Below are 6,293 nucleotides of genomic sequence, written 5' to 3'. Positions count from 1 at the left end.
AGTTTTCTTTTGATTTCTTCTTTTTCTTTTTTCTTCTGACTTCCCAGCAGTACTTCCGTTCTTATTCCAACTTTTGAAAAAAGCTCGGAAAACCCTTGATAATGCTGTCTGGCTAGAACCTCTGTGGGAGCCATCAAAGCACACTGACAACCATTTCTCCAGGCTAAAAAAACGGAAAAAAATGATACAACGGTTTTTCCACTTCCGACATCTCCCTGTACCAGTCTGTTCATTATCCTGTCTGAACACATGTCTGTTTTGATTTCTTCAATAACCTTGTTCTGTGCACCTGTAAGCTCAAACTTAAGGTATTTCTTGAATTCATTTATTTCATTTTTATAGGCATGAACCTTTCCCTTGTTTATTTCATTTCCAGACTTGATAGCAGCTAGTCCAAGTTGAAGTATCAATAGTTCCTCAAAGGCTAGTGTTATTTTTGCCCTCTGGTAAGACTTCTTATCCGGAGGGAAATGTATACATCTTAAAGCATCCCTTCGTTTCAACAACTTGTATTTTATCATAAGATACTCAGGAATTATATCTTCAATAAAACAACCGTATTTGTTGAAAAATCCCAAAGCAGCTTTTTTAACCTCATAGTTTAAAATGCCTTTACTTAATTTATAAACTGGTTTGATGCCCATTATTTTATTGGAATTATCCATATTTTCAATTTCGGGGTTTATAATATGAAGCCCACCGTTGAACTTTTGGATTTTACCATAAAGACAGGCATCCTTATATTCAGCTATTTTATTTGCTATATAAGGCTGGTTGAACCATATGGCTCTAATTACACCAGTATCATCGGAACACTCTACTTCAGTTATACTTTTTCTATTTCTCGCTTTTTTATTTCTTACTCCAGATGAAAACCTTATTGAAATCAATGCCTTGTCTCCGTCCTCTAATTGAGATACGGGTCTGGCTACTGTTCTATCCTCATATCTGAATGGAAAATATCCCATTAAGTCATCTACAGTAAAGATATTAAGCCTGTTTAATTTCTCAGTACTTTTAACTCCTACACCAGGTATGTCCCTAAGCGTCACATCCATAAACACCTCTTAATCCAATAGCATTACACCGAAAGCCGTTTATTCCACAGCCAACAGTATAATGCTATTTCTTACTCTACTGATACTATATAATAATATAAAGGCTGCCCGCCTGATATTACTTCAATATCGCAATCTTCAGCAAATCTCTCGATTTCAGTCGCAATTTCTTCTGCATCTTCCTTTTCAACTTCTTCACCATATTCTTTATAATCATCGCCCTGTGGTAAAAAGAATCAATGTTATGAGATAACTGTCCTCGTCTACCATTTCCTTTAGAAGCTTAAGGGTTTCTTCCCTTTTGTCTTCACCATTTGATATTATTTTTCCATCATGAATTGTAATTATATTATCCTTCTTGATTTCAATATCGTTTACAACAGTATCCCTTACTGCATAGGTAACCTGCCCTGTTTTTACATTTTCCAATGCTTCTATCATTGTAGATTCATTATCTTTTTCATCAAATTCAGGATTGTATGCAATCATCGATGAAATTCCCTGAGGAATCGTCTTTGTTGGTATTACAAAAATGTTTTTATCTGAGATTTCTTTTGCCTGATTTGCAGCCAATATGATATTGCTGTTGTTTGGAAGAATAAAAACATTGTCTGAATTGACGGAATCCACTGCCTTCATAATATCTTCAGTGCTTGGATTCATAGTCTGTCCACCGGAAATGAATACATCAACTCCCAGCTCTTCAAATACCTTTTTAACACCCTCTCCCATTCCAATGGAAATAAAGGCATCCTTTTTCTTCTCCATGGGCTTAGCTGCTTTCCTCTTGTCTCTAAACTGTTTTCTCATATTGTCTATTTTTATGTTTATAAGTTCTCCATATCTTCCAGCCTTTTCCAGAATATAACCTGGCTCGTTTGTATGAATATGGACTTTTATAATATCCTCATCTTTGATACACACTATTGAATCGCCCTTGTTCTTTATGATGTCGAGAAATTTTTCCCTTTCTGCAGAAGTTTTATTGATGATAAATTCCGTACAATATGCAAATTTTATATCCTCTTCAGAAAGAAATAATCCAAGTTCATCTTCAGTTTCCTTAATTTCGACATTTTCAACATCAAGAGTATCTATTTTTTCACCCTTGAGATAGAGCAGTGCTCCTTCCATAAGAAAAACAAGACCCTGTCCTCCAGCATCCACAACTCCTGCCTGTTTCAATACATCAAGCATTTCTGGTGTTCTCCTCAAGGCATCCTTTGCATGTTCAATAACAATCTCTAGAAATTCTACAATATTATCCTGTTTTGCATAAATTTCAATTGCCTTCTCTGATGATTCTCTTGCAACTGTTAATATTGTTCCCTCAACAGGTTTCATGACAGCGTTGTATGCCGTATCAGAAGCGGATTTAAGCGCTTCTGCAATAATCTTGGTGCTTAGTTCATCCTTATCCTTAAGACCTTCTGAAAAGCCTCTCAATAGCTGTGACAGTATTACTCCCGAGTTTCCCCTTGCACCCATGAGAGATCCATTTGCAGCTGCCTTGACAGCCTTTCTTGCATCGGTATATTCATATTCAGTAGATTCTTTTACTGCTGACTGAATAGTAAGGTGCATATTAGTTCCTGTATCTCCATCCGGTACTGGAAAAACATTTAAAGCATCCACCATGTTTTTATTCTTTTCCAGATTAGCCGCCATGCTCAAAATCATTTCCTTGATGGCTATACTGTTTATGTTATTAATCTTCATTTTGTCCTCCTATGATTCTACTGTACACGTACTCCCTGGACATGCACATTGACACTTTTAACTGCCAATCCTGTATATATTTCTATATTATATTTTACTTTTGCAATAATATTTTCTGCAACAGTTGAAATTCTTACACCATACTGCACTATAACAAACAAATCTATAATCACACTGTTTTCCTTAAGTGTAACTTTAACACCCTTGGTCAGTTGTTCCTTCCTTGCCAGTTCGAAGAACCCTTCTGTTGCACTTTTTGCAGCCATGCCTACAATACCATAACATTCTATGGCCGCCAATCCCGACAGTGTCGCAACAACTTGTTCATCGATGTTTATATTTCCATTATCACTATTTATCTTTACTGACATGATTTTCCTCCAATTATTATTTACTATAAAGAATATTATAATAGCTTAAAATATTTATTGCAATATATACTTTTTAATGTTAGAATGTAACAGTTGATTTAAGATTGAAAATTTACATATTTATTATTGGAGATAGGAGGTGTGCTTATGGCTAAGTATTGTGAAATTTGTGGCAAGGGCAAGATGTCAGGTCACATTGTAAGTCACTCGGATAGAAAAATTAACCGAACATGGAAACCTAATGTTAGAAGATTAAGAGTGTTGGAAAATGGTGTACCAAAAAGAAAATATGTTTGTACCAGATGTATGAGATCTGGCAAGGTTGAAAGAGCAGTATAGTTCGATGAAATAAGTGCGGAGAAACCTCCGCGTTTTTTTTATGCTATTCCCTTTGCATTGTCAAAATTTTTAATTGAACTAAGAATCCCTCAACACTATTTGTTGAGGGATTCTTTTTGCAGATAACGCAGTAGAGCTTCATTGTTCTCTTGCTAGAATAAAAAATTTCTCAAGGTTTAATACCTTGAGAAATTCAATTAATCTAAAATATTCTATCATACTTCTAGAATTCCGCATTATGTGGGGTTCTTGGAAATGGAATTACGTCTCTTATGTTTCCTATTCCTGTCAGATACATAATAAGTCTTTCAAATCCAAGACCATATCCAGAATGGTAAGCACATCCGAATTTCCTTAGCTCAAAATACCACCAAAGCTCCTCTGCTTCTATTCCTAATTCTTCAACCTTCTGCATAAGAACATCATATCTCTCTTCCCTTTGGGATCCACCGATTATCTCGCCTACACCCGGAGCTAGAAGATCCATTGCTGCTACAGTCTTGTTGTCGTCATTATGCCTCATATAGAATGCCTTGATTTCCTTTGGATAATCAGTTACAAAAACTGGCTTTCCATAAATACTATCAGTAAGGAATCTTTCATGTTCCGTTTGGAGGTCAATTCCCCACTCTACTGGAAAGTCAAATTTTTCTCCGCTTTCTATAAGCTTTTCAACTGCTTCGGTATAGGTAATCCTTTCAAAATCTGCACTTTTTATATTTTCAAGTCTTTCAAGAAGTCCCTTGTCTACAAACTTGTTGAAAAATTCAATTTCATCCCTGTTGTTTTCTAGTACATAGTCAATAATAAATTTTATCATATCTTCCGCCATATCCATGTTTCCATTGATATCTGTGAAGGCCATCTCCGGTTCAATCATCCAGAATTCGGCTGCATGTCTTGAAGTGTTTGAATTTTCAGCCCTGAATGTAGGTCCAAAAGTATAAACATTTTTGTATGCGAGAGCAAATGTTTCAGCTTCGAGCTGTCCGCTCACTGTAAGGTTTGTCTTCTTTCCAAAGAAGTCTTCGGAAAAATCCTCACCCTTTGTTTTCAATGTCTCTTCATAGTTAAGAGTTGACACATTAAACATCTCTCCGGCACCTTCAGCATCACTTGCTGTGATTATAGGCGTGTTTACATATATGAATCCTTTTTCCTGGAAAAACTTATGAACTGCAAAAGCAGCTGCAGATCTTACTCTGAAACCAGCAGAATAAATATTTGCTCTAGGTCTCAAATGTGCAATTTTTCTCATGTATTCCAGTGTATGTCTCTTTTTCTGCAGTGGGTAACTTGAATCACAATCGGCTACAAGACTAATACATGTAGCCTTAACTTCAAACTCCTGTTTTGCATCAGGAGTTTCAACCAGAATACCTTCCACTTCGATTGCCGATCCCGTTTTGAATTTTTTCAATTCATCGAAATTATTCAAATTATCTTCAAAAACAACCTGTATGTTTTTAAAAGATGTACCATCGTTTATTTCAATAAAGCCGAATTGCTTTGATGATCTTAAAGTTCTGATCCACCCTTCCAGTTTAATTTCCTTATCAAAAAATTCCGATGGATTTTTAAAGAATATCCTCAAATCTGTCGTTTCCATATCTATTCCTCCAAATCTGTTATTATTACTATTGCAGTACCTTTTTTCAAACTTATTGATGCTTCATCCTTTACAACAATATTGCTAACACAAAGAGAATCACCAAGGTTGACGATCCTATTGCTCAATGGAAACTTGAATCCTTCAAGACATATACCTTCAAGTTCCCTTTCCACAGGTATTATTGACAGGGTTCTACCTTTCATATTCGAGATTTCATAATCTCCATCTATAATAAATGCTTCAAAATTATTGCCAATGATTGTTATCTTATCCCTTTTATATTTATAAAGCAACATAAAAGTACTGAAAACATGGTCTATTCTATCTCCAGTTGCATTTACAAGAATTATCTCTTCAAATCCTTTTTCCAATGCACAGGAAATTGCAAGCTCCGTATCAGTAAAATCCTTATCTTCAGGATATTCCATTACATTCACATCAATACTTTTAAATATTTCAGGATCTATTGAATCAAAGTCACCTAAAAGAATATCTGGAGTTAGCCCATATTCAAAAGCCGTTTCTCCACCCTTGTCGGCACAAATAATAAATGTGTCACTATCGATGACTGAAAGAATTTTGTCTTTTGAAACTTTTTCTCCTCCAGTAATTATCAAGCACTTTCTAGGCATTTATTATATCCTTCATTTTCTTTATTTTTTCTGTAGGATTTTCAGCTTTGAATACTTCAGAGCCTGCTACAAAAACATCTACGCCCCAGCTGCTGATTTCACCTATATTTGTTTCCTTTACTCCTCCATCTATTTCGATGATAAGCTCTTTATTATATTTATTTTTAAGCTCAACAAGTTCAAGTACCTTATCTTTCGTTCCTTTAATAAAAGACTGACCTCCAAAACCTGGATTCACAGACATCAAAAGTACCATGTCTAGATCTTTTAATATATCTTTTAATAGGATTACAGGCGTCGAAGGGTTAAGGGAAACCCCTGCCATCAATCCCTTGTTCTTGATCATTTGAATCACCCTGTGGAGATGCACAGTTGATTCATAATGTACAGTTATGATGTCTGATCCTACATCAGCAAATTCATCAATGTATCTTTCTGGCTTTTCTATCATAAGATGAACATCGAAGACCTTGTCTGTAATATTTCTTATCGCCTTAATAACAGGAAATCCAAAAGTTATATTCGGTACAAATACTCCGTCCATAACATCTATATGCACATA

Annotated in this window: 8 protein-coding genes; 1 reads left to right on the top strand and 7 read right to left on the bottom strand. The window is 35.3% G+C overall.

The annotated features are described in order from the left end of the window. The 4 genes from AC3AX0_RS05495 to AC3AX0_RS05480 form a co-directional block, all read right to left on the bottom strand. Positions 1-1,058 (bottom strand): DEAD/DEAH box helicase (locus tag AC3AX0_RS05495; protein WP_487549302.1); only part of this gene is annotated, 1,058 nt, incomplete at its 3' end. A 71-nt stretch (positions 1,059-1,129) separates the two neighbouring features. Beyond that, positions 1,130-1,213, bottom strand: coding sequence for a hypothetical protein (locus tag AC3AX0_RS05490; protein WP_487549303.1), 84 nt, complete (start codon positions 1,211-1,213; stop codon positions 1,130-1,132). 58 nt (positions 1,214-1,271) lie between these two features. Next, the gene (locus tag AC3AX0_RS05485) at positions 1,272-2,777 is read right to left on the bottom strand and encodes a DAK2 domain-containing protein (protein WP_487549301.1); all 1,506 of its coding nucleotides are present in this window, start codon (positions 2,775-2,777) and stop codon (positions 1,272-1,274) included. A 17-nt stretch (positions 2,778-2,794) separates the two neighbouring features. After that, a complete protein-coding gene (locus AC3AX0_RS05480) occupies positions 2,795-3,148 on the bottom strand; it encodes an Asp23/Gls24 family envelope stress response protein (protein WP_487549300.1) in 354 nt (117 codons plus the stop codon). A gap of 147 nt (positions 3,149-3,295) precedes the next feature. Between AC3AX0_RS05480 and rpmB the strand changes: the two genes are divergently transcribed. Further along, complete coding sequence (rpmB, locus tag AC3AX0_RS05475; protein WP_487549299.1) at positions 3,296-3,487, top strand: 50S ribosomal protein L28; 192 nt, start codon at positions 3,296-3,298, stop codon at positions 3,485-3,487. Between the two features lie 223 nt (positions 3,488-3,710). Here the strand turns inward: rpmB and asnS are convergent, their stop codons facing one another. The 3 genes from asnS to rpe all read right to left on the bottom strand — a co-directional run. Then, positions 3,711-5,096: an asparagine--tRNA ligase gene (gene asnS / locus AC3AX0_RS05470; RefSeq protein WP_487549298.1), complete on the bottom strand. Its 1,386-nt coding sequence runs from the start codon at positions 5,094-5,096 to the stop codon at positions 3,711-3,713. 2 nt (positions 5,097-5,098) lie between these two features. After that, positions 5,099-5,731, bottom strand: coding sequence for a thiamine diphosphokinase (locus AC3AX0_RS05465; protein WP_487549297.1), 633 nt, complete (start codon positions 5,729-5,731; stop codon positions 5,099-5,101). Continuing rightward, positions 5,724-6,293, bottom strand: a 570-nt coding sequence (rpe, locus tag AC3AX0_RS05460) for a ribulose-phosphate 3-epimerase (RefSeq protein ID WP_487549296.1), incomplete at its 5' end; no start/stop codon positions are given. The genes AC3AX0_RS05465 and rpe, both read right to left, overlap by 8 nt.

This window comes from Dethiosulfatibacter sp., from assembly GCF_983023055.1.
This window is presented reverse-complemented; position numbering and strand designations above follow the sequence as displayed.

Excerpts from the sequence above, each read along its gene's own strand:
- AC3AX0_RS05485 (WP_487549301.1), bottom strand. The coding sequence starts at position 2,777 with ATGAAGATTAATAACATAAACAGTATAGCCATCAAGGAAATGATTTTG.
- AC3AX0_RS05480 (WP_487549300.1), bottom strand. The coding sequence starts at position 3,148 with ATGTCAGTAAAGATAAATAGTGATAATGGAAATATAAACATCGATGAA.
- rpmB (WP_487549299.1), top strand. The coding sequence starts at position 3,296 with ATGGCTAAGTATTGTGAAATTTGTGGCAAGGGCAAGATGTCAGGTCAC.
- asnS (WP_487549298.1), bottom strand. The coding sequence starts at position 5,096 with ATGGAAACGACAGATTTGAGGATATTCTTTAAAAATCCATCGGAATTT.
- AC3AX0_RS05465 (WP_487549297.1), bottom strand. The coding sequence starts at position 5,731 with ATGCCTAGAAAGTGCTTGATAATTACTGGAGGAGAAAAAGTTTCAAAA.